At 72.8% G+C, this 21,413-nt stretch carries 14 protein-coding genes; 7 read left to right on the top strand and 7 right to left on the bottom strand.

Translation table 11 applies throughout. The annotated features are described in order from the left end of the window. The first annotated feature begins 494 nt into the window (after positions 1-494). Positions 495-1,439 (top strand): FG-GAP repeat domain-containing protein, encoded by a 945-nt coding sequence (locus IE245_RS22015; RefSeq protein ID WP_189950203.1) that lies wholly within the window; start codon positions 495-497, stop codon positions 1,437-1,439. 72 nt (positions 1,440-1,511) lie between these two features. Here the strand turns inward: IE245_RS22015 and acnA are convergent, their stop codons facing one another. Further along, the gene (acnA, locus tag IE245_RS22020; protein WP_308436624.1) at positions 1,512-4,226 is read right to left on the bottom strand and encodes an aconitate hydratase AcnA; all 2,715 of its coding nucleotides are present in this window, start codon (positions 4,224-4,226) and stop codon (positions 1,512-1,514) included. Positions 4,227-4,741: 515 nt separating this feature from the next. On the opposite strand from acnA, the gene IE245_RS22025 reads away from it, so the two are divergent. The 3 genes from IE245_RS22025 to IE245_RS22035 all read left to right on the top strand — a co-directional run bounded on the left by IE245_RS22025 (position 4,742) and on the right by IE245_RS22035 (position 8,092). Next, positions 4,742-5,923 carry a hypothetical protein gene (locus IE245_RS22025; protein ID WP_189950207.1) on the top strand — a complete coding sequence of 394 codons (1,182 nt, stop codon included), beginning with the start codon at positions 4,742-4,744 and terminating at the stop codon, positions 5,921-5,923. Between the two features lie 183 nt (positions 5,924-6,106). Then, positions 6,107-6,466 (top strand): VOC family protein, encoded by a 360-nt coding sequence (locus IE245_RS22030; RefSeq protein WP_189950209.1) that lies wholly within the window; start codon positions 6,107-6,109, stop codon positions 6,464-6,466. 96 nt (positions 6,467-6,562) lie between these two features. Continuing rightward, entirely contained in the window at positions 6,563-8,092 is a 1,530-nt protein-coding gene (locus IE245_RS22035) for a helix-turn-helix domain-containing protein (protein WP_189950211.1), read from the top strand. Positions 8,093-8,253: 161 nt separating this feature from the next. On the opposite strand, the gene IE245_RS22040 is transcribed toward IE245_RS22035, so the two are convergent. Beyond that, the gene (locus tag IE245_RS22040; RefSeq protein WP_189950213.1) at positions 8,254-9,807 is read right to left on the bottom strand and encodes an MFS transporter; all 1,554 of its coding nucleotides are present in this window, start codon (positions 9,805-9,807) and stop codon (positions 8,254-8,256) included. Positions 9,808-10,085: 278 nt separating this feature from the next. Here IE245_RS22040 and IE245_RS22045 point away from each other — a divergent pair, with 278 nt between their 5' ends. From IE245_RS22045 to IE245_RS22055, 3 genes are all read left to right on the top strand, one after another. Continuing rightward, entirely contained in the window at positions 10,086-11,762 is a 1,677-nt protein-coding gene (locus IE245_RS22045) for an AMP-binding protein (protein WP_189950215.1), read from the top strand. Positions 11,763-11,771: 9 nt separating this feature from the next. Continuing rightward, positions 11,772-12,593, top strand: a complete 822-nt coding sequence (locus IE245_RS22050) for a PaaX family transcriptional regulator (protein ID WP_189950218.1) — start codon at positions 11,772-11,774, stop codon at positions 12,591-12,593. Between the two features lie 288 nt (positions 12,594-12,881). Further along, complete coding sequence (locus IE245_RS22055; protein WP_189950219.1) at positions 12,882-13,349, top strand: ATP-binding protein; 468 nt, start codon at positions 12,882-12,884, stop codon at positions 13,347-13,349. On the opposite strand, the gene IE245_RS22060 is transcribed toward IE245_RS22055, so the two are convergent. The 5 genes from IE245_RS22060 to IE245_RS22080 all read right to left on the bottom strand — a co-directional run bounded on the left by IE245_RS22060 (position 13,303) and on the right by IE245_RS22080 (position 21,406). After that, positions 13,303-14,736: an amino acid permease gene (locus tag IE245_RS22060; RefSeq protein WP_189950221.1), complete on the bottom strand. Its 1,434-nt coding sequence runs from the start codon at positions 14,734-14,736 to the stop codon at positions 13,303-13,305. The two genes, IE245_RS22055 and IE245_RS22060, sit on opposite strands and share 47 nt — an antisense overlap. A gap of 145 nt (positions 14,737-14,881) precedes the next feature. Further along, positions 14,882-15,895, bottom strand: a complete 1,014-nt coding sequence (gene argF / locus IE245_RS22065) for an ornithine carbamoyltransferase (protein WP_189950223.1) — start codon at positions 15,893-15,895, stop codon at positions 14,882-14,884. A gap of 142 nt (positions 15,896-16,037) precedes the next feature. After that, the gene (locus IE245_RS22070; RefSeq protein ID WP_189950225.1) at positions 16,038-17,270 is read right to left on the bottom strand and encodes an arginine deiminase; all 1,233 of its coding nucleotides are present in this window, start codon (positions 17,268-17,270) and stop codon (positions 16,038-16,040) included. A 99-nt stretch (positions 17,271-17,369) separates the two neighbouring features. Then, complete coding sequence (locus tag IE245_RS22075; RefSeq protein ID WP_189950228.1) at positions 17,370-19,919, bottom strand: polynucleotide kinase-phosphatase; 2,550 nt, start codon at positions 19,917-19,919, stop codon at positions 17,370-17,372. Continuing rightward, positions 19,916-21,406 (bottom strand): 3' terminal RNA ribose 2'-O-methyltransferase Hen1, encoded by a 1,491-nt coding sequence (locus tag IE245_RS22080; protein ID WP_189950229.1) that lies wholly within the window; start codon positions 21,404-21,406, stop codon positions 19,916-19,918. The genes IE245_RS22075 and IE245_RS22080 overlap by 4 nt, the downstream gene beginning before the upstream one ends. Between the last annotated feature and the right edge of the window lie 7 nt (positions 21,407-21,413).

The following is a 21,413-nucleotide window of genomic DNA, read 5'->3' on the forward strand; positions in this document are numbered from 1 at the left end:
GACTCAGGCGGTGTACCGGTCACCCGTGCTTCGTCTCGCCCATGGGCGAAGGGCCCCGCCACCGCGGTCATTTGCAGCTGGGTCATGCAGGCGTCGGGCCGTCGCCGGAGGATTCCGACGGGCTGGACGCCGACAGGTATAGTCCACTTCCCTCGGCGGGAGCAAGATCGAAAGCAGCATTCGTCAGGCATCTTTCCCGAGTTGAGACCTCGGAGTTTTCCCACGGTCCTCCCCCGAAACACTGCCCCGGCCGAGCGGACCGCACCCCTCCGCCGCACGTTCACAACCTGAATGGTCCACTCGAATTCCCCCGAGGGCGGCAGGGCGCGAAAGAAAGTCGCGGGATGGCCGGAACCGGATGGGCGCCACGGCCGTCTTCCTGTCATGTACGGAGTCGCTGCCGGGCAGGCGGAAACGGGGGAAAACCCGCCGAACCGGGCCGAGTTCGGTAGTGCTTCGTGCCCTTCTGTTCCCGAATCCGATCTGGAGATCACGTGGCCAAGACTTCTGGCCTGAACCGCACGGGTGTGCTCGCCCGTGTCACGGTCGCCGCGGTGACCGCCGCCCTGGTGGGCACCACGACGGCCGCGGTGGCGGCGGAGCCCGCGCCGACCTTCAAGTCCGCGCCCGCCCAGCAGTCGGACCGCGTCTCCGCCTACGCGGCGAGCGCGGCGGCCGCGACCACCGGGGCCCCGCTCAACAACCTGTACGGCGTGAACAGCGCCGGCACCGTCTGGGGCTACACCCCCGTCAGCGGCGGCGGCATCCAGCGGCTCGCCGACCCCTCCGGCACCCACTGGACCTCGTACAAGCACTTCAACCAGTCCGACGTGGACGCGCGCGTCGACCAGTACGGCTTCAAGCACGCCGACGGCTGGTACGCCGTCCGCAGCGACGGCCGGCTGAACTACACCGACGGCGGTCCGCTCCGTGACCTCGGTGGCGGCTGGAACATCTACAACAAGATCGTCTCTGCGGGCAACACGGGCGGCGGCGCGGCCGAGGACCTCTTGGCGCGCGACAGCGCGGGCGTCCTGTGGCACTACCTGGCCTACAGCAACGCGTCGCTGACCCAGCGCATCCGCATCGGCGGCGGCTGGAACACGTACACCCAGATCGCCGGCAAGGGCGACGTCACCGGCGACGGCCGGGCCGACCTCGTCGCCCGCGACCGCAGCGGCGTGCTGTGGCTCTACAAGGGCACCGGCAACAACAGCTCCCCCTTCACCGCCCGCACCCGGATCGGCGGTGGCTGGAACACGTACAACGCGATCGTCTCCTCCGGCGACCTGACCGGTGACGGGCGCGCGGACCTGGTGGCCCGGGACGGCGCCGGCGCGCTGTGGCTGTACAAGGGCCGGGGCAGCTCCACCACCCCGTACACGGGCCGCGTGAAGATCGGCACCTCGGGCTGGAACGGCTTCCGCGCGATGTTCTGACCGACCCGGTGAACGCGGAAGGCCCCGCTCCTCGTGACGAGGAGCGGGGCCTTCCCCTTGCTGCCGGATCCTTCAGCCGCGGATCAGGTTGCGCAGCACGTACTGCATGATGCCGCCGTTGCGGTAGTAGTCCGCCTCGCCGGGGGTGTCGATGCGGACGACCGCGTCGAACTCGACACCGGTGTCGGTGGTGACCTTCACCGTGCTGGGGGTGGTGCCCTCGTTCAGCTCGGTGATGCCCGCGATGGAGAAGGTCTCCTCGCCGGTCAGGCCCAGCGAGTCGGCCGACTGGCCGGCCGGGAACTGGAGCGGGAGGACGCCCATGCCGATGAGGTTCGAGCGGTGGATGCGCTCGTACGACTCGGTGATGACGGCCTTGACGCCGAGGAGCGCGGTGCCCTTGGCGGCCCAGTCGCGGGACGAGCCGGAGCCGTACTCCTTGCCGCCCAGGATGACCAGCGGGGTGCCGGCGGCCTGGTAGTTCTGCGAGGCGTCGTAGATGAAGGAGACCGGGCCGCCCTCCTGCGTGAAGTCACGCGTGAAGCCGCCCTCGGTGCCCGGCGCGATCTGGTTGCGCAGGCGGATGTTGGCGAAGGTGCCGCGGATCATGACCTCGTGGTTGCCTCGGCGCGAGCCGTAGGAGTTGAAGTCACGACGCTCCACACCGTGCTCGGTGAGGTACTTGCCGGCCGGGGTGTCGGCCTTGATGGCACCGGCCGGGGAGATGTGGTCGGTGGTGACCGAGTCGCCCAGCTTGGCGAGGACGCGGGCGCCGGTGATGTCGGTGACCGGGGCCGGGTCCATCGTCATGCCCTCGAAGTACGGGGGCTTGCGGACGTAGGTGGACTCGGCGTCCCACTCGAAGGTGTTGCCGGTCGGGATCGACAGCGCCTGCCACTGGGCGTCGCCGGCGAAGACGTCCTGGTAGGACTTGGCGAACATGTCCTCGCCGATCGCGTTGGCGACGACGTCGTTGACCTCGGCCTCCGACGGCCAGATGTCCTTGAGGAAGACCGGGTTGCCCTCGGTGTCGGTGCCGAGCGCGTCCTTGGTGATGTCCACCTTCATGGAGCCCGCGAGGGCGTACGCGACGACCAGCGGCGGGGAGGCCAGGTAGTTCATCTTGACGTCGGGGTTGATGCGGCCCTCGAAGTTCCGGTTGCCGGAGAGGACCGAGGTGACCGCGAGGTCGTGCTCGTTGACGGCCTTGGAGACCTCCTCCGGCAGCGGGCCGGAGTTGCCGATGCAGGTGGTGCAGCCGTAGCCGACGAGGTTGAAGCCGACCTTGTCGAGGTACGGGGTGAGGCCGGCCTTGTCGAAGTAGTCGGTGACGACCTTCGAGCCCGGGGCGAGGGTGGTCTTGACCCACGGCTTGCGGGTCAGGCCCTTCTCCACGGCCTTCTTCGCGACGAGCGCGGCGGCGACCATGACGTACGGGTTCGACGTGTTGGTGCAGGAGGTGATGGCCGCGACCGTCACCGCACCGTGGTCGAGCGTGTAGGTGGTGCCGTCGGGGGCGGTCACCTCGACCGGGTTCGACGGGACGGTGCTGGAGACCGCCGGGGAGTCGGAGGCCGGGAAGGACTCCTGGCCCGCCTCGTCGACCGAGTCGACGTAGTTGCGCACGTCCTGGGCGAACTGCTCGGCGGCGTTCGCGAGGACGATGCGGTCCTGCGGGCGCTTCGGGCCGGCGATCGACGGGACGACCGTGGAGAGGTCGAGCTCCAGCTTCTCGGAGAAGTCGGGCTCGGCGGCCGGGTCGAGCCAGAGGCCCTGCTCCTTGGCGTACGCCTCGACCAGCGCGACCTGCTGCGCGGAACGGCCCGTGAGCTTCAGGTAGTTGAGGGTCTCGCCGTCGATCGGGAACATGGCGGCGGTGGAGCCGAACTCCGGCGACATGTTGCCGATGGTGGCGCGGTTGGCCAGCGAGGTGGCGGCGACGCCCTCGCCGTAGAACTCGACGATCTTGCCGACGACGCCGTGCTTGCGCAGCATCTCGGTGATCGTGAGGACCAGGTCGGTGGCGGTGGTGCCGGTGGGCAGCTCGCCGGTCAGCTTGAAGCCGACGACGCGCGGGATGAGCATGGAGACCGGCTGGCCGAGCATGGCGGCCTCGGCCTCGATGCCGCCGACGCCCCAGCCGAGCACACCGAGGCCGTTGACCATGGTGGTGTGGGAGTCGGTGCCGACGAGGGTGTCGGGGTACGCCTGGCCGTTGCGGACCATGACCGTGCGGGCCAGGTGCTCGATGTTCACCTGGTGGACGATGCCGGTGCCCGGGGGGACGACCTTGAAGTCGTCGAAGGCGGTCTGGCCCCAGCGCAGGAACTGGTAGCGCTCCTTGTTGCGGCCGTACTCCAGCTCGACGTTCTGCGCGAAGGCGTCGTTGGTGCCGAACTTGTCGGCGATGACGGAGTGGTCGATGACCATCTCGGCCGGGGAGAGCGGGTTGATCTTCGCCGGGTCGCCGCCGAGCGCGGCGACGGCCTCGCGCATGGTGGCGAGGTCGACGACACAGGGGACACCGGTGAAGTCCTGCATGATCACGCGCGCCGGCGTGAACTGGATCTCCTGGCTCGGCTGGGCCTGCGAGTCCCAGCCGCCGAGGGCCCGGATGTGGTCGGCGGTGATGTTCGCGCCGTCCTCGGTGCGGAGCAGGTTCTCCAGGAGGACCTTCAGGCTGTAAGGGAGGCGCGCGGAGCCCTCGACCTTGTCCAGCTTGAAGATCTCGTACGACTCGTCGCCCACGCGCAGCGTGCTGCGGGCGTCGAAGCTGTTCGCCGACACGACAGTCTCCTTCATCAATGTGCGCGTACTACCGTCATGCTGCCGCCACGGCATCTCGCCGATCCGCTAAGGTAAGGCTAAGTTAGGTAACCCTTACCGAGGGGCGGCCGCAGTGCGCCGTCAGCAGTTATCTCGATGTCGAGATAACTCTAGTGCATCCTCGGCCGTCGGTCATGCCCGGGCGGGCCGCGATCTCGCGTGGCGGCCCCTCCGCGCCCGGCCGTGCCCGGCCGCGGTCGGTGGCGGCCGCCCACGCCCGGGACCGGGCGGGATCCCTCGCGTCCGGGGCGTCGGGCGGCTTCACGCCGGGGCGGCAGGGCCTCTCCGGGTCCGGACGAACGGGGCCCCTCCGGGCCCGGCCGGTCGGCCCCTCCGGGCCGGGACGGCAGGGCCTCTCCGGGCCGGGACGGCAGGGCCTCTTCGGGCCGGGACGGCAGGGCTTCCTCAGGGCCGGGACGGCAGGGCTTCTTCAGGCCGGGGGCGCCGGTCCCGGGCCCGCCCTTACGATCACCCGCATGACCGACGGTGTGGTGGGGGCGATCCGGGGCCTGTTCCGAGGGCGCGGACGCGCGGAGGAGGCGGACCGGGCGGAGGGCGACCTGGCCCGGGTCGACGCGGAGATCACCGCCTTCGGGGAGGCGCTCACCGCGCACCCCTTCGTACCGGACCGCGACGCGCACGATCCCGCCCTGCTCGACGACTACCAGCGGGCGTTGGACGCGTACGAGCGGGCCAAGCGGGACTTCGTCGGCGACCGGAACCTGCGGGACGCCGCCGACGCGCTGCGCGCCCTCGACGCGGGCCGGCACGCCCTGGCCTGCGTGGACGCGGCCCTCGACGGCCGCCCCCGACCGCACCGCCTCCCCCTCTGCTTCTTCGATCCCCGCCACGGACGCGCCGCCGAGGAGGTGCGCTGGGCGCCCGCCGGCGGCGCGGCCCGGACCGTCGCCGTGTGCGCGGCCGACGCCGTACGGCTCGCGGAGGGCCGGTCGCCGATCGAGAGCGGGCTGCGGGAGCCGGAGCGTCCGGCCGCGCCGGCCCCCCGGAGCCGCACGAGCGCCCCTCCCGCCCCCCGTACGCCGCCGGCCCCCGAGGCGTACGAGGCGTGGCCGGCGCACACCGGAGAGCGGCAACGGCGGGAGGGCCGGGGCGGGGCGGAGGTCCTGCTCCACCGCACCGGCGCGAACGAGCCGGCGGTGCTCGTCGTCCACCTGGAGCGGCCCGAGGGCTCCTGGGTGGAACTGGACGGCCCGCCCGGCGGGGGGCGGCCCCGGCAGCCCCTCACCCACGCCTCCGTGCTGACCCGGGCCGTCGTCCCGGTCCCGGCCGACGGACAGCCCGGGATCCGCCTCCGGATGCACACCGGGAAGGGGTGGCGGACCTGGCTGCACCCGGTCGACGCACTCCCCTCCCTGGACCCCCTGTTCCTGGACGACGGGCTCTCGTCAGCCGGTTCGTACGTCCTGCGGCACCCCGGCGGCCGGGAGCGGCTCCGGGTCACCCAGCATTCCGGCTCCGCCTTCGCGCTCCACCTCCTGCGCCCGGACCTCCGCCCCGGGGAGGCGCTGTGCGAGGGGGACGGCGCCTTCACCCGCACGGTGGTCACGCCGAGGAAGCCGGGCCTGCTGTACGTGCGCTCGCGCGGCACGTGGACGCTGACGCCGACCGGCGGACCGAGGAGGGGGGCGGGGGGCTGAGAGCAGGCGGCGTCCTCGGGCCCCCGTACGCCGAGACCGACTCCGACGCCCACGCCGACTCGAACTCGGACTCCGACGCCGACTCGGACTCCGGCTCGGCCTCCGCCCCCGACTCCGCGGGAGGGGACTCCGTTCGGGTGCGCCCGCGTTGCCCGGGGCTCCGGACCGGCGGAGGCTCGGAGCATGTTCAGCGGCGCGCACATCACCCTCTACAGCCGGGACGCGGAGGCCGACCGGGCCTTCCTCAGGGATGTCCTCGGCTTCCCGCACGTGGACGCGGGGCGGGGGTGGCTGGTCTTCCGGCTGCCGCCCGCCGAGATCGCGGTCCACCCCGCCGGGGAGGGCGGGACCCGGCCCGAGGTCTATCTGATGTGCGAGGACCTCACCCGCACCCTCGCCGACCTGGACGACAAGGGCGTGGAGATCTCACGGGCCGTCACCGACGAGCAGTGGGGGCGGCTCGCGGCGGTACGGCTCCCCAGCGGCACCGAGCTGCCGCTCTACGAGCCCCGACACCCCACGGCTCTCGACCATCCCGGCTGACCCAAATCGGTCATATGACCTCATACGTAACGACACGTCACCCGGATGCCACGCCTCAATGATCGCCTCATCTCATATCTGAGATAACGTGACGCCATGGCAGACGACTACCTCGTACGCATCGGCAAGCTCATCCGTGACGCACGGCAGCACCGCGGCTGGACCCAGACCCAGCTCGCCGAAGCCCTGGCCACCAGCCAGAGCGCCGTCAACCGGATCGAACGCGGCAATCAGAACATCAGCCTTGAGATGATCGCCCGCATCGGCGAGGCGCTCGACAGCGAGATCGTGTCCCTGGGCTACGCCGGCCCCATGCACCTCCGCGTCGTCGGCCGCCGCCGGCTCTCCGGCTCCATCGACGTCAAGACCAGCAAGAACGCCTGCGTCGCGCTGCTCTGCGCCACCCTCCTCAACAAGGGCCGCACGGTGCTGCGCCGGGTGGCGCGGATCGAGGAGGTCTTCCGCCTCCTCGAAGTCCTCAACTCCATCGGCGTCCGCACCCGCTGGATCAACGACGGCGTGGACCTGGAGATCGTGCCGCCGGCCGAGCTGGACATGGAGTCCATCGACGCCGAGGCCGCCATCCGCACCCGCTCCATCATCATGTTCCTCGGCCCGCTGCTGCACCGCCTGGACCGCTTCAGGCTGCCGTACGCCGGCGGCTGCGACCTCGGCACGCGCACGATCGAGCCGCACATGATCGCGCTGCGCCGCTTCGGCCTGGACATCACCGCCACCGAGGGGCTCTACCACGCGCAGGTCGAGCAGGCCGTCTCCCCCGACCGCCCGATCGTCCTGACCGAGCGCGGCGACACCGTCACCGAGAACGCGCTCCTCGCCGCCGCCCGCCACGACGGCGTCACCGTCATCCGCAACGCCTCCTCCAACTACATGGTCCAGGACCTGTGCTTCTTCCTGGAGGCACTGGGCGTGCGGGTCGACGGCGTCGGCACCACCACTCTGACCGTGCACGGCGTCCCGGAGATCGACGTCGACGTCGACTACTCCCCTTCCGAGGACCCGGTCGAGGCGATGAGCCTCCTCGCCGCCGCCGTCGTCACCGAGTCCGAGCTCACGATCCGCCGGGTCCCCATCGAGTTCCTGGAGATCGAGCTCGCGGTCCTGGAGGAGATGGGCCTCGACCACGACCGCTCCGCCGAGTACCCCGCCGACAACGGCCGCACCCGCCTGGTCGACCTCACGGTCCGCCCCTCCAAGCTGGAGGCGCCGATCGACAAGATCCACCCGATGCCCTTCCCGGGCCTCAACATCGACAACGTCCCCTTCTTCGCGGCCATCGCGGCCACGGCCCAGGGCCAGACCCTCATCCACGACTGGGTCTACGACAACCGCGCCATCTACCTCACCGACCTCAACCGCCTCGGCGGCCGCCTCCAGCTCCTCGACCCCCACCGCGTCCTGGTCGAGGGCCCCACCCGCTGGCGCGCCGCCGAGATGATGTGCCCGCCCGCCCTCCGCCCCGCCGTCGTCGTCCTCCTCGCGATGATGGCCGCCGAGGGCACCTCGGTGCTGCGGAACGTGTACGTCATCAACCGCGGCTACGAGGACCTGGCGGAGCGCCTGAACTCGATCGGCGCCCAGATCGAGATCTTCAGGGACATCTGAGGACCCGCGCGGAAGGCGCCCGGGCCGGCCTTGCGGAGCGCCCCCGGCGAGGCCCCGACACCCTGCGTGCAGGGTGTCGGGGCCTCGGCCCTTTCGATCCCCAGCCATCGTCGGAGACCTGGACGGGGCGCCGCCGACGATCGACGGGATCGACGCGGGTCTCAGGCGCCCGGCATCATCCCGCCGCCCTTGAGGCGTTCGATGTCGGAGGGGCGGACCTGGATCACGACGAGGGCGATGAGGAAGGCGACCACGGCGAAGACGGCGGCGACGATGAAGCCCGCGGTGACGCCGGAGGTGAGGACCTGGTCGGCCCAGGGGGGCGGGAGCTGGCCGGTCTCGGCGAAGCGGGCCTTCTCCAGGGGGCCCGCCTGGGCCAGGAAGGCGGGGACCTGTTCGTCGGCCTCGTCGCGGCTGGCGGTGCCGAAGACGGTGACCAGGATGGACAGGCCGAGGGAACCGCCGACCTGCTGGGTGGCGTTGAGGAGGCCGGAGGCGGCGCCGGTCTCGGCGGGCTGGACGTTGGAGAGCGCCATCAGGGTCAGCGAGACGAACATGAAGCCCATGCCGGCGCTGAAGACGAGCATCGGTCCGAGGATCGAGCCCGCGTAGGTGGAGTGGACGTCCGTCAGGGTCAGCCAGGAGAGGCCCGCCGCGAGGCAGAGGGCGCCGATGACCATGAAGGGCTTCGGGCCGTACTTCGGGAGGAACTGGGAGGTGACGCCGGCGATCACCGCGATCACGGCGCTGACCGGCAGGAAGGCGAGGCCCGCCTCCAGCGGGCTGAAGTCGAGGACCTGCTGCACGAAGAGGGTGAGGAAGAAGAACATCCCGAAGATCGCCGCCGCGAGGCAGAGCATCATGCCGTAGGTGCCCGCGCGGTTGCGGTCGGCGAACATGTGCAGCGGGGTGATCGGCTGCCGGCTGCGGCGCTCCACCAGGATGAACACGGCGAGCAGCACGACGGCGGCGCAGAACGAGGCGATCGTCCAGGGATCGCTCCAGCCCTCCTGCGCGGCGCGGATGAAGCCGTACACCAACGCCACCATGCCGAGCGTCGACGTCAGCGCGCCGGCCAGGTCGAAGTGGCCGGGCAGGCGTTCGGACTCCCGTACGTGACGGGGCGTCAGGAAGGCGATCAGCAGGGCGATCGGCACGTTCACGAAGAAGATCCAGCGCCAGTCGAGCCATTCGACGAGGACCCCGCCCGCCAGCAGGCCGATCGCTCCGCCGGCCGCCGACACACCAGCGAACACGCCGAAGGCCCTGTTCCGTTCGGGGCCTTCCTCGAAGGTGGTGGTGATGAGGGAGAGCGAGGTCGGGGAGGCGATCGCGCCGCCGATGCCCTGGAGGGCGCGGGCCGCGAGGAGTTGCCAGCCCTCCTGCGCGAATCCGGCGAGCAGGGAGGCGAATCCGAAGAGCAGCACGCCGAAGATGAAGACGCGGCGCCTGCCGAGGATGTCGCCGACCCGGCCGCCGAGCAGCAGCAGGCCTCCGAAGGTCAGCGTGTAGGCGTTGACCACCCAGGACAGGCTGGTGGTCGAGAAGGCCAGATCGCTCTGGATGTGCGGAAGCGCGATGTTGACGATGGTGATGTCGAGAACGACCATCAGCTGGCAGGAGGCGATGACGAACAGGGCGATGCCCTTGCCGTCGCCCGCGCTGGTGGGGGTGGGGTCCACCGCCGGTGTCGTCGGCTTCGGTGTGCTAGTCATTGTCGTTCATGGCGCGTCGCGCCCTCACCGCAGGAGCCGTGGGCCGGTCGGTCCACCTTTCGACCCTAAGCCCGCCCCCCTGACCCGACCAGTCGATCAAGCACCGGTGGGCGCGGCCCAGTTCGGGCCGGTGGCGCGAGGCGCGCGGTATCGGGCGAGAATGCGGGCATGTGGGCCTTCTCCGGCGCCTCCGGGCGTCCCGGTCGCCGCCGTCCCTGCTGTCGTGGGCCGGTGACCGCCGCCACCGTCACGACACATCGCCGCGCGGGGTCGGGGCCGTGGAGCTGACGCCCTCCGGGCACGTCGACGGTTTCGCCCGCGACCGGCTGCCGCCCGCCGCCCAGTGGCCGCGGCTGCTCTTCGAGCTGCCCGGGCTCGACTACCCCGAACGGCTCAACTGCGCCGCCGAACTCCTCGACCGGACCGCGGAGCGGTTCGGCGCCGGGCGTCCCGCCTTCCACGACGGGGAGGGCGGGACGTGGAGTTACGGCGCGCTGCGCGGGCGCGTCGACAGGATCGTCCGGGTGCTCACCGGCGAACTGGGCCTGAAGCCCGGCAACCGGGTGCTGCTGCGCGGGCCCACCACCCCCTGGCTCGCCGCCTGCTGGCTCGCCGTCGTGAAGGCCGGCGGCATCGCCGTCACCGTCCCGGCGCAGCAGCGGGCCGCCGAGCTGGCCTTCGCCGCCGGGACGGCCGCCTGCTCGCTCGCCCTGTGCGACGCGGGAGCGCTCGACGAGTTGCTGGCCGCCCGCGTCCCGGGCCTGCTGGTCGTCCCGTACGGCGGCGACGGGCCCGACGACCTCCTCGCCCGCGCCGGACGCCAGGCACCCGGCCCCGCGCCGGCCGCCGGCACCGCCGCCGACGACGTGGCCCTGATCGCCTTCACCTCCGGCACCACCGGCCGCCCCAAGGGCTGCGTCCACTTCCACCGGGACGTCCTCGCGGCCGCCGACACCTTCTCCGCGCGGGTCCTGCGGCCCCGCCCCGACGACGTCTTCGCCGGCTCCCCGCAGCTCGCCTTCACCTTCGGCCTCGGCGGACTGCTGGTGTTCCCGCTGCGGGCCGGCGCCAGCACCGTGCTCCTGGACCGGGCCGGTCCCCAGCAGCTGCTCGCCGCGATCGGCCGGCACCGGGTCTCCGTGCTCTTCACCGCGCCCACCGCCTACCGGGCGATGCTCGGCCTCCTCGACGCCGGCTCGGCCGCCGACCTGTCCTCGCTGCGCCGCTGCGTCTCGGCCGGCGAGCACCTGCCCGACGCCGTCTGGACCGCCTGGTACGCCAGGACCGGGCTGCGGCTGGTCAACGGCCTCGGCACCACCGAGCTGCTCCACATCGTCCTGGCCGCCGCCGACGCCGACAGCGGCCCCGGCACCACCGGCCGCCCGGTGCCCGGCTGGCGGGCGGCCGTCCTCGGCCCGGACGGCCGGCCCGTCCCCGACGGCCGCGAGGGACTGCTCGCGGTGCGCGGCCCGATCGGCTGCCGGTACCTCGCCGACCCCCGCCAGACGGAGTACGTGCGCGACGGCTGGAACGTCACCGGCGACCGGTGCGTCCGGGAGCCCGACGGCCGCTTCCGGTACGTCTCGCGCGCCGACGACATGATCATCTCGGCTGGGTACACCATCGCCGGCCCCCAGGTGGAGGAGGTGCTCCTCGGCCATCCGGACGTCGTCGAAGCGGCGGTCGTGGGCCGCCCCGACCCGCTGCGCGGGCAGGCCGTCGTCGCCTACGCGGTGGTACGGGACGGGGTGCCGCGCGACGCGGCCACCGCCGCCGCGCTGCGCGCCTTCGTGCGCGCCCGGCTCGCCCCGTACACGTCGCCCCGCGCGGTCGTCTTCGTGGACGCCCTCCCCCGCACCGCCACCGGCAAGCTCCAGCGGCACCGGCTGCGCGACCGCCCGGAGCCGGGACGGCGGGGTGGGCCTGAGCCGCCGCGTCCGGGCTCCACGGCCTAAAGTGATCACGTGGCCGAGCAGCACACCCCCCGTTCCCTGATCGTCTCCCTCTACGGCGCCTACGGCAGGCCGGCGGAGGAGACGCCGATGCCGGTGGCCGCGCTGATCCGGTTGCTCGCGGCGGTCGGCGTGGACGCCCCCTCGGTGCGCTCCTCGGTGTCCCGGCTCAAGCGGCGCGGGCTGCTGCTGTCCCGCCGGACCCCGGACGGCGCGGCCGGATACGCGCTCTCCGACGACGCCCGCAGGCTCCTGGAGGACGGCGACCGGCGGATCTACGCCCGGACGGAGCCCTCCCTCGCCGACGGCTGGGTCCTCGCCGTCTTCTCCGTCCCCGAGCAGGAGCGGCACAAGCGCCACCTGCTGCGCTCCCGGCTCGGCCGGCTGGGCTTCGGCACGGCGGCCCCCGGCGTGTGGATCGCGCCGGGCCGGCTGTACGAGGAGACCCGCAACGCCCTGGAGCGGCTCGGCCTCTCCTCGTACGTGGACTTCTTCCGCGGCGACCACCTCGGCTACACGGCGACGGCCGAGGCGGTGGCCCGCTGGTGGGACCTGCCGGCGATCGCGCGGCTGCACGAGGAGTTCCTCGCCGGGCACGAGCCGGTCCTCGCCGCCTGGCGCGAGCAGCCGGGCACGGAGGAGGACGCCTACCGGGACTACCTCCTCACCCTCGACTCCTGGCGCCGGCTGCCGTACGCGGACCCGGTCCTGCCGCCCGAGCTGCTGCCCGCCGGCTGGCCGGGGCGCCGGTCGGCGGAGGTCTTCGCCGCGCTGCACGCGCTGCTGTGGGAGCGCGGCGCGGAGTACGTACGGGCCGTGGAGAAGGACCTGTAGGACGCGGCCGGCGACGGTCCCGCGCGGGCGGGCCGTCCGAGGGCCGGGTGACGCGCGGGGTCCCGCGCGGGCGGGCCCGTCCAAGGGCCGCAGGGCGGGCCGCCCAAAGTCCCGTGGGGGCCGCTCGCAAGGTCCTCCGCGGGCGGGCCCTGGGTCCCGCCGGGCCGGGAGGGGGGTCTCTACGGCCGGAAACCGCCCCCTTATAGGGTGGAAACCAGGATGTCCCGGGCCGTCCCGGCGCCTCCTCCACCGCCTTCCCGCCACCCCCGGCAAAGGGAGCCCGTCCCCATGCCCGCACCCCCCTGCCCGCCCGGGACCGCCTGGCGCGTCCGGCTGCCGCGCACCACCGCCGCCGTCCCCGTCGCCCGCGCCCTGGTCCGTACCGCCCTCGACGCGGCCGGTCCCGGCGCGGCCGGGCGGCCGGACCGCGACACCGCGGAGCTGCTCACCGCCGAGCTGGTCGCCAACGCCGTCGAGCACACCTCCGGCGAGGGCCCGATCGAGCTGTTCGTGGAACTGCTCGACGCGCCGGACGGCTGTCAGATCGAGGTGCACGACCCCGATCCGGCCCGTCCCGGCCGGCTGGACCGCCCGGATCCGGACGCCGAGATCGACCCCTGGCAGGAGCACGGCCGGGGGCTGCTGCTGCTCCGGGCGCTCAGCGGCGACTGCGGCCACCGTCCGACCCCGCACGGCAAGGCGGTCTGGTTCACGCTCCCCCGGGTGCCCGCCCAGCGGCCCCGTCCGCGGCCGTGAGCGCCAGCCGGGAGTGGCGGCGCCCGTAGGCCGCGTACAGCACGGCGCCGGCGACGAGGAAGCAGGCGAAGACCAGCCAGGTCCGCCAGCCGGTCCCCCAGATGAGGTAGAGGCAGAAGCCGATGCCGAGGAGCGGGCTCACCGGGTGGAGCGGCACCTTGAAGGAGCGGTCGAGGCCGGGCTCGCGGCGGCGCAGCACCATCACCGCGAGGTTGACCACGGCCATGACGGCGAGGGTGCCGATGGTGGTGAGGTCGACGACCACGTCGAGCGGGGCGAAGGCGGCCGGGACGGCGAAGACGGCGGCGACGATCCAGGTGTTGGCGACGGGCGTGGAGGTCTTCGGGGAGACCCGTTCGAGGATCCGGGGCATGAGGCCGTCGCGGGACATCGCCATGAGGACGCGGGTCTGGCCGTACATCACGGCGAGGACGACGGAGGCGATGGCGACGACCGCGCCGAAGGCGACGATCCCGCCGCCGACGGAGGAGCCGGTGACCCGGTCGACGACGAGGGAGAGCGCGGCGGGCTTGCCGGCGACCTCGTCGGCGCCGAGCGCGCCGATCGCGGCGAGGGCGACCGCGCAGTAGAGCACGGTGACGACGCCGATGCAGACGAGGATCGCGAGCGGGATGTTCCGCCGCGGGTTCTTCACCTCCTCGCCGGCGGTGGTGATGGCGTCGAAGCCGATGTACGAGAAGAAGGCGACCGAGGCGCCGGCGGTGATGCCGCCCATGCCCTCGGTGGCGAAGGGCGAGAGGTTCCCGGCCTCGAAGGCGGAGAAGCCGATCGCGCAGAAGACGACCAGGATGCCGATCTTGAGGATCGACATGGCGGCGGTGGCGCGGGCGCTCTCGCGGACGCCGCGGACCAGGAGCGTCGCGGCCATCAGGATGACGGCCACGGCGGGGAGGTTGACCACGCCGCCCTCGGCGGGACCGGCCGCGAGCGCGTCGGGGAGCCGCAGTCCGGTGAGGCCGTGGAGGAGTTCGTCGAGGTACTGGCTCCAGCCGACGGCCACCGCGGAGACGGAGACGCCGTACTCCAGGAGCAGGCACCAGCCGACGAGGAACGCGGCCCGCTCGCCGAGGCTCGCGTAGGCGAAGGAGTAGGAGGAGCCGGAGACCGGGATCGCGCCGCCGAGCTCCGCGAAGGAGAAGGCGGTGAGGACGCAGGTGATCGCGGCGAGGACGAAGGAGACGACGACCGCGGGGCCCGCCTCGGCGACGCTGTCGGCGAGGCCGACGAAGATGCCGGTGCCGACGATCGCCCCGACGCCGAAGCACACGAGCTGGAAGAGCCCCATGGTGCGCTTGAGGCCGTGGCCTTCGAGGTCGCCGCCGGATTCGGCGATCAGCTGCTGGGGGGATTTGATCCGCGAGAGCATGCGGGCGTTCTCATCTCTGGTCCTGCGCGAGCCGGTCGTGCACGAGCTGGTCCTGCGTGGGGGGAGTGGGGGTGCACAGGGGGTGCACACGCGTCAGGGGGGTCCGGGCGTTTCTGCCCGGACCCCCCTGACGTCTCGTGCGATCCTATGCCCCCGCGGGACCCGCTAGGGTCGCGACGAGGACGGCCTTGATCGTGTGGAGCCGGTTCTCGGCCTCGTCGAAGACGACCGAGTGCGCCGACTCGAAGACCTCGTCGGTGACCTCCAGCTCGGTCAGGCCGTGCCGGTCGTGGATCTCGCGGGCGACCTTCGTGCCGAGGTCGTGGTAGGCGGGCAGGCAGTGCATGAACTTGACGTCCGGGTTCCCGGTGGCGCGCAGCACGTCCATGGTGACGGCGTACGGGGCGAGGGCGGCGATCCGCTCGTCCCACACCTCCCGGGGCTCGCCCATCGAGACCCACACGTCGGTGACGACGAAGTCGGCGCCCCGGACGCCGTCGGCGACGGAGTCGGTGAGGGTGAGGGTGGCGCCGCTCGCCTCGGCCAGCTTCCGGGCGGCGGTGACGACCTCCTCGGCCGGCCAGTACGCCTCGGGGGCGACGATCCGCACGTCCATGCCGAGCAGGGCGCCGGTGACGAGGTAGGAGTTGCCCATGTTGAAGCGGGCGTCGCCGAGGTAGGCGAAGGAGATGCCGTCGAGCGGCTTGTCGCTGTGCTCGGTCATGGTGAGCACGTCGGCGAGCATCTGGGTGGGGTGCCAGTCGTCGGTGAGGCCGTTGAAGACGGGGACGCCGGCGAAGGCGGCCAGCTCCTCCACGGTGGCCTGGCTGTCGCCCCGGTACTCGATGCCGTCGAACATCCGGCCGAGGACCCGGGCGGTGTCCTTCACCGACTCCTTGTGCCCCATCTGGGAACCGGAGGGGTCGAGGTAGGTGGTGGAGGCGCCCTGGTCGGCGGCGGCGACCTCGAAGGCGCAGCGGGTGCGGGTGGAGGTCTTCTCGAAGATCAGGGCGATGTTCCGGCCGCGCAGCCGCTGCGCCTCGGTGCCCGCCTTCTTGGCCGCCTTCAGCTCGGCGGCGAGGGCCACCAGGCCGCGGAACTCCTCGGCGGTGAAGTCCAGCTCCTTGAGGAAGTGGCGGCCGGAGAGGTCAAGGGCCATGACGGGCGCTCCTGGGGTGGGAGGGTGGATGCGGTCGGGACGGATCCTGCGGGACGATGGAAGTCTATACATACATAGGCATGTCTATACAGTCCCTGGGGGCCTGACCTCCGTGAGGCACCGCGCTACGCCGTGCGGCCCCTCACACCGCGTCCCGCACCACCGGGCAGCTCATGCAGCGCGGACCGCCCCTCCCCCGGCCCAGCTCGCTCCCCGGGATCTCGATGACCTCGATGCCCTGCTTCCGCAGATGCGTGTTGGTCGTCACGTTCCGCTCGTACGCCACCACCACCCCGGGCTCCACCGCCAGCACGTTGCAGCCGTCGTCCCACTGCTCCCGCTCCGCCGCGTGCACGTCCTGCGTCGCCGTCAGCACCCGCACGTCCTGGAGGCCGAGGGCCGCCGCGATCGCGCTGTGCATGTGCTCCGGCGGATGGTCCGTCACGCGCAGCGCCTGGCCCTCGTCGCCGGGCTCGATCGTGTACGAGCGCAGCATCCCCAGCCCCGCGTACTGGGTGAAGGTGTCCCCGTCCACCATCGTCATCACCGTGTCCAGGTGCATGAACGCCCGCCGCTTCGGCATGTCGAGCGCCACGATCGTCCGCGCCGAACCCGCCGCGAACAGCCCCCGGGCCAGCATCTCCACCGCCTGCGGGGTGGTCCGCTCGCTCATCCCGATCAGCACCGCGCCGTTGCCGATCACGAGCACATCGCCGCCCTCGATCGTCGACGGATAGTCGGCCTGCCCCTCCGACCAGTGGTGGAACGGCCCCGCCTCCGGGCCGGTGAAGAGCGGATGGTGCTTGTAGATCGCCTCGAAGTGCACCGTCTCGCGCTGCCGCGCCGGCCACTTCATCGCGTTGATCGACACCCCGTCGTAGATCCACGCCGAGGTGTCCCGGGTGAAGAGGTGGTTCGGCAGCGGACGGAGCACGAAGTCGTCGAGATCGAGGGCGTGGAAGCGGATCGACGTCGGCTCCCGGTGCGCCGCCAGGAACTCGCGCTTCGTCATCCCCCCCACCAGTGCCTCCGCCAGCGCGCCCGTCTCCAGCGAGTCGAAGGCGGCCCGCAGGTGGTCGGCGGCGAGCGGCCCGTACTCCTTCTCGTCGAAGACCCGGTCGAGGACGAGCTTCCGGGCCGCCGGCACGTCGAGCGCCTCCGCCAGCAGGTCGCCGAAGAGGTGCACCTCGACGCCCCGGTCGCGCAGCACGTCCGCGAAGCCGTCGTGCTCCTGCCGGGCCCTGCGCACCCACAGCACGTCGTCGAAGAGGAGGGCGTCCTTGTTGGACGGGGTCAGCCGCTTCAGCTCCAGATCGGGGCGGTGGAGGATCACGCGGCGGAGCCGGCCGGTCTCTGAGTCGACATGGAATCCCATGCGCCCATCCTGGCGGAGCGGACGGCCGTGCGCGTGGGAAGCGCACGGCCGAATTCCGCGCCGGGGAGACCTTTTCGCACGGCCCCCGGGCGGGCCGGGCTACAGCCTCGGGTCGACCGGCTCCGATTCCAGGGCGAGGACCGCGAAGACCGCCTCGTGCACCCGCCACAACGGCTCCCCGGCCGCGAGGCGGTCCAGCGCCTCCAGGCCCAGCGCGTACTCGCGCAGCGCGAGCGAACGCTTGTGGCCGAGGTGGCGCTGCCGGAGCCGCTCCAGGTTCTCCGGGCGGGTGTACTCGGGGCCGTACACGATCCGCAGGTACTCGCGGCCGCGCACCTTCACGCCCGGCTGCACCGGGCGGCCCGAGCCGTCGCGGACCAGCGCCGCGAGCGGCTTGACGACCATGCCCTCGCCGCCGGCGCCGGTCAGCTCCAGCCACCAGTCGGTGCCCGCGCGGACGGACGCCTCGTCGCCGGTGTCGACGACGATCCGCCGCGTCACCTGGAGCAGCCCCGTCGGATCGTGCTCGACGAGCCGGTCCAGCCACCCGAGCTGGACGTCGTGCGGCACGTCCGCGAGCGACCGCCCCCGGACCGCGAGCAGCTGGAACGGTGCGAACCGCACCCCGTCCAGTCCCTCCGTCGGCCAGCAGTACCGCCGGTACGCCTCGGTGAACGCGCCCGCGTCCACGGTCCGTCCGCGCTGCGCGGCGAGCAGCCCGTCCAGGCCCTCGACGCCCCGCGCGACCGCCGTCTCCAGCGCCCGTACGGCCTCCGGGAGGACGGCTCCCGAGGCGGCGCCGACCGCCGCGTACTGGTGGCGCAGCAACCCGCCGGACTTCAGCGACCACGGCATCAGCTCGCCGTCGAGCAGCAGCCAGTCCGTGTCGAGCTCCTCCCAGAGCCCGGCCGCGCCGATCGCCGTCCGCAGTCGGGCGAGGACCTCCTCGGTGGCGGCCCCGTCGTCGAAGAACGGCCGGCCGGTACGGGTGTGCAGGGCACCCGTCGGCCCGTCCACGCCGAACCGCTCGCGGGCCGCGTCCGCGTCCCGGCAGACCAGCGCCACCGCCCGCGAACCCATGTGCTTCTCCTCGCACACGACCCGCTCGACCCCGTCCGCCCGGTACTGGGCGAAGGCCTCCGCCGGGTGCTCCAGGAAGCCCTCCGCCTTCGCGGTCGGCGTCGGCGCCATCGTCGGCGGCAGGTACGCGAGGAGCCGCGGGTCGACCGCGAAACGGCTCATGACCTCCAGGGCCGCCGCCGCGTTCTCCTCCCGCACCGCCACGTTGCCCAGGTGCCGGGTCTCCACCGTCCGCCGTCCGTGGACGTCGGCGAGGTCGAGCGGCCGGCCCTCGTGCCCGCCGGGCGCCTCCGACGCCAGCGGCCGGGCCGGCTCGTACCAGACCCGTTCGGCCGGTACGTCGACGAGCTCGCGCTCCGGCCAGCGCAGCGCGGTCATCCGCCCGCCGAACACGGCGCCGGTGTCCAGGCAGATCGTGTTGTTGACCCAGGACGTCGTCGGCACCGGCGTGTGGCCGTACACGACCGTCGCCCGGCCCCGGTAGTCCTCCGCCCACGGGTAGCGCACCGGAAGCCCGAACTCGTCGGTCTCGCCGGTGGTGTCGCCGTACAGCGCGTGCGAGCGGACCCGGCCCGAGGTGCGGCCGTGGTACTTCTCCGGCAGACCGGCGTGGCAGACCACGAGGTTCCCGCCGTCGAGGACGTAGTGGGAGACGAGCCCGTCGATGAACTCCCGCACCCGCTCCCGGAACTCCTCGGGCTCGCGCTCCAGCTGCTCCACCGTCTCGGCGAGGCCGTGGGTCCGCTGGACCTTCCTGCCCTTGAGCCAGCGGCCCAGCTTGTTCTCGTGGTTTCCGGACACGCACAGCGCGTTCCCGGCCGCCACCATGTCCATCACCCGGCGCAGCACGCCCGGCGAGTCCGGACCCCGGTCGACGAGGTCGCCGACGAAGACCGCCGTGCGGCCCTCCGGGTGCGCGCCGTCGACGTAGCCGAGCCGCGCGAGCAGCGTCTCCAGCTCGCTCCGGCAGCCGTGGACGTCGCCGATGACGTCGAACGGCCCGGTGAGGTGCCGCAGGTCGTTGAACCGGCGCTCCAGCCGGATCTCCGCGGCCTCCACCTCGGCGACCGAGCGGAGCACGTGGACCTTGCGGAAGCCCTCCCGCTCCAGGCCCTTCAGGCCCCGGTGCAGCTCGCGCCGGTGGCGGGGGATCACGTGGTCGGGCATGCCGGCCCGGTCGGCCCGCAGCGCGTTGCGCTCCCGGCAGACGGACTCCGGCAGGTCGAGCACGATCGCGATCGGCAGCACGTCGTGCTCCCGGGCGAGGCTCACCAGCTGTCGGCGGGCCTCGCGCTGCACGTTGGTGGCGTCGACGACGGTCAGCCGGCCGGCCGCGAGCCGCTTGCCGACGACGTAGTGGAGGACGTCGAAGGCGTCCTTCGACGCCGACTGGTCGTTCTCGTCGTCCGCGACGAGCCCCCGGCAGAAGTCCGAGGAGATCACCTCGGTGGGCTTGAAGTGGCGTCGCGCGAAGGACGACTTGCCGGAGCCGGTGGCGCCGACGAGCACGACGAGGGAGAGGTCGGTGACGGGCAGCACCCGGCGCTCCCCGGTGGTGGTGACGGTCATGCCCGGTCCTCCTCCTGCTTCTTCGTCCTCGGTCCGTCCTCTTCCCCGGAGCGGGTGAAGACGGCCATCTGCGTGGGCGCGCCGACCTCGGGGTCGTCCGCGCCGACGGGCGCGAACTCCACGGCGTAGCCGTGCCGTCCGGCCACCGCGCCGGCCCACTCCCGGAACTCGGCCCGGGTCCACTCGAACCGGTGGTCACCGTGCCGGACGTGCCCGGCGGGCAGCGTCTCCCAGCGCACGTTGTACTCGACGTTCGGCGTCGTCACGACGACCGTGCGGGGCCGGGCCGCACCGAACACCGCGTACTCCAGGGCCGGGAGCCGGGGCGGGTCCAGGTGCTCGACGACCTCGCTGAGCACGGCCGCGTCATAGCCGCCGAGCCGCTTGTCGGTGTACGCGAGCGAGCCCTGGAGCAGCTTCACGCGGGCGGCCTGCCGCTCGCCCATCCGGTCCAGGCGGAGCCGGCGCGCGGCGACGGTCAGCGCCCGCACCGACACGTCCACGCCCACGATCTCCGTGAACCGCGCGTCCTTGAGCAGCGCCTGCACCAACTGGCCCTGGCCGCATCCCAGATCGAGGACCCGGGCCGCGCCGGCGGCCCGCAGGGCGGCCAGGATCGCCGCCCGCCGGTGCTCGGCGAGCGGCACCGGCCGCTCCTCCGTGTCGCTCGTCTCGTCCACGGCGTTGTCGACGTCCTCGACGTCGAGCCCGTCGGCCTCGGCGAGCCGGACCAGTTCGAGCCGCTCCGCGGCCTCGCGGGCGAGGCCACGGCGGCGCGCCAGGTAGCGGGTGGTGATCAGCTCGCGCCGGGGGTGCGCCGCCAGCCAGCCCTCGCCGGCCCGCAGCAGCTTGTCGACCTCGTCGGGCGCCACCCAGTAGTGCTTGGCGTCGTCGAGCACCGGCAGCAGCACGTACAGCTGGTTCAGCGCGTCCGCGAGCCGCAGCCCTTCACCCTCCAGGACGAGCCGCACGTACCGCGAGTCCCCCCACTCGGGGAACTCCGGATCCAGCGCGACCGGTTCGACGTCCACCGTCGTCCAGCCGAGCGGCCCGAACAGCGCGCGTACGAGCTCCGCGCCGCCGCGCGCCGGCAGCGCCGGCACCTCGATCCGCAGCGGCAGCGGCTCGGCCGCCCGCTCGGGCAGGGCCCGGCACTGGCCGTGCAGCGCCGTCTTGAAGACCTGCGCCAGGGCGACCGCGAGCAGCGAGGACGCGGCGTACGGCCGGTCGTTCACGTACTGCGCGAGCGCCGCGTCCGGGGCGCCGCCCCGGCCCTTCCCCTTGCCCCGGCGCACCAGCGCCACGGGGTCCACCTCCAGGAGCAGGGCCGCGGTGCACCGCTCCGCGGTGGCCTCGGGGTAGAGCACGTGCGCGGTGCCGTGCGAGGTCGAGAACGCCTGCGCCCGCTCGGGATGCTTGTGCAGCAGGAATCCGAGATCGGTCGCGGGTCGCTCCGGGGTGCCGGTCGTACTGATCGTCAGGAACACACGTCCG

Source organism: Streptomyces roseolus (genome assembly GCF_014649855.1).
Classification (GTDB): domain Bacteria; phylum Actinomycetota; class Actinomycetes; order Streptomycetales; family Streptomycetaceae; genus Streptomyces; species Streptomyces roseolus.

Bases quoted from the DNA above. Each gene is read 5' to 3' on its own strand.
- IE245_RS22025 (WP_189950207.1), top strand. From the start codon at position 4,742: ATGACCGACGGTGTGGTGGGGGCGATCCGGGGCCTGTTCCGAGGGCGC.
- IE245_RS22030 (WP_189950209.1), top strand. From the start codon at position 6,107: ATGTTCAGCGGCGCGCACATCACCCTCTACAGCCGGGACGCGGAGGCC.
- IE245_RS22035 (WP_189950211.1), top strand. From the start codon at position 6,563: ATGGCAGACGACTACCTCGTACGCATCGGCAAGCTCATCCGTGACGCA.
- IE245_RS22040 (WP_189950213.1), bottom strand. From the start codon at position 9,807: ATGACTAGCACACCGAAGCCGACGACACCGGCGGTGGACCCCACCCCC.
- IE245_RS22055 (WP_189950219.1), top strand. From the start codon at position 12,882: ATGCCCGCACCCCCCTGCCCGCCCGGGACCGCCTGGCGCGTCCGGCTG.
- IE245_RS22060 (WP_189950221.1), bottom strand. From the start codon at position 14,736: ATGCTCTCGCGGATCAAATCCCCCCAGCAGCTGATCGCCGAATCCGGC.
- argF (WP_189950223.1), bottom strand. From the start codon at position 15,895: ATGGCCCTTGACCTCTCCGGCCGCCACTTCCTCAAGGAGCTGGACTTC.
- IE245_RS22070 (WP_189950225.1), bottom strand. From the start codon at position 17,270: ATGGGATTCCATGTCGACTCAGAGACCGGCCGGCTCCGCCGCGTGATC.
- IE245_RS22075 (WP_189950228.1), bottom strand. From the start codon at position 19,919: ATGACCGTCACCACCACCGGGGAGCGCCGGGTGCTGCCCGTCACCGAC.